The 1,174-nt window shown below is 47.5% G+C and carries 2 protein-coding genes; both read right to left on the minus strand.

The features are described 5' to 3' along the window. Window positions 1–870: molybdate ABC transporter substrate-binding protein (modA, locus tag JFC06_RS12205; protein WP_227685604.1), on the minus strand; the 870-nt coding region annotated here is incomplete at its 3' end. Continuing rightward, window positions 836–1,174, minus strand: a 339-nt coding sequence (locus tag JFC06_RS12210) for a molybdenum cofactor biosynthesis protein MoaE (RefSeq protein ID WP_198335249.1), incomplete at its 5' end; no start/stop codon positions are given. The genes modA and JFC06_RS12210, both read right to left, overlap by 35 nt.

A 1,174-nucleotide genomic window follows, 5' to 3' on the forward strand; every position in this document is an offset into this window, starting at 1 on the left:
AATAGTCAAATACCCTGCTTGCACAAAGTGTTGTCTACCTGCCGTCGAGCGTAGATAATCGGTAAAGGCCACCGCACCGGCTTGGTCACTGATCACAATGCCGTCTTGCAAGATAGCTGGATAAGACGCTGGCGGTAAGGTCATAAACTGCTCAGGCGTGGCCTTAATCGCCGTCAACTGTGATTGAGCCACCAACCCATAATCTACACTGCCCGTATGCGCATACTGAAACGCTTGACCAATGTTTTCAGCTTTTATCACACGTTTTTGTTCAGTCAGGTCGTCATAGAGGTTTTGTGCTTGTAAATACGCTTGAGCAGACGCCCCATAAGGCGCCAGCTTAGGATTGGCAATGGTTATTTTGCGGTTAGGGCGGCTCATTAATAACTCGTTTATCGTGGTAGGATCAAACCCTTCTAAAGACTGAGTCACACTATACAATGCCAATTGACCTTGCGCATAAGTAAACGGCCGATAGGTTACGTTGTTTTGATCCGTCATGTTAACCGTCCTCTCTTTAGCAAGCTTAGCAGGAAACGCTTGATTGGCAGACAAAAACACATCATAAGGGGCACCTGCTTTAATTTGCGCATACAGCTTCCCTGAGGATGCATAAGTTACTTCCACATTTTGTACGGCACTGCTGTTATCTGCTTTATAGTCGTCAATAATATCTGGCAATACATCAGACAAGTTGGCCGCCGCCGCGATACGAAGCGTTTGGATTTGCTCAGATGACTTGGCAGTAGAGACTGTATTAGTGCTACTCTCTGGCGTGCAAGCGCTTAGCGCTAACAGTAAACAAATAAATGTGGTAGACACAGCTACCGTGAGCTTACCCATTATTGCTAAGCCACTTAGAGGGCTCATCCTCATAATACTCTTGCTTCCACACAGGAATGTCCGCCTTAACCGTATCGAGTATCCAGCGGCACGCATCAAAGGCGGGATAACGATGGGCTGATACCACACCCACCCATATGGCCACATCGCCAATGTCTAACGCACCGATACGGTGTATGGCAATGGCATGCGTAATCTCAAAGCGTTTTTTGGCTTCTTCTATAATGGCGCGACCTTGATTGAGGGCTAAGTCTTCATAACCGTAGTAGGTCAAGCGCTCAACGCTGGTGGCATTGTTATGATTGCGGACGCGTCCCTCAAAGCACACGAA

The sequence above is a fragment of the Psychrobacter namhaensis genome, assembly GCF_016107545.1.
Classification (GTDB): Bacteria; Pseudomonadota; Gammaproteobacteria; order Pseudomonadales; family Moraxellaceae; genus Psychrobacter; species Psychrobacter namhaensis.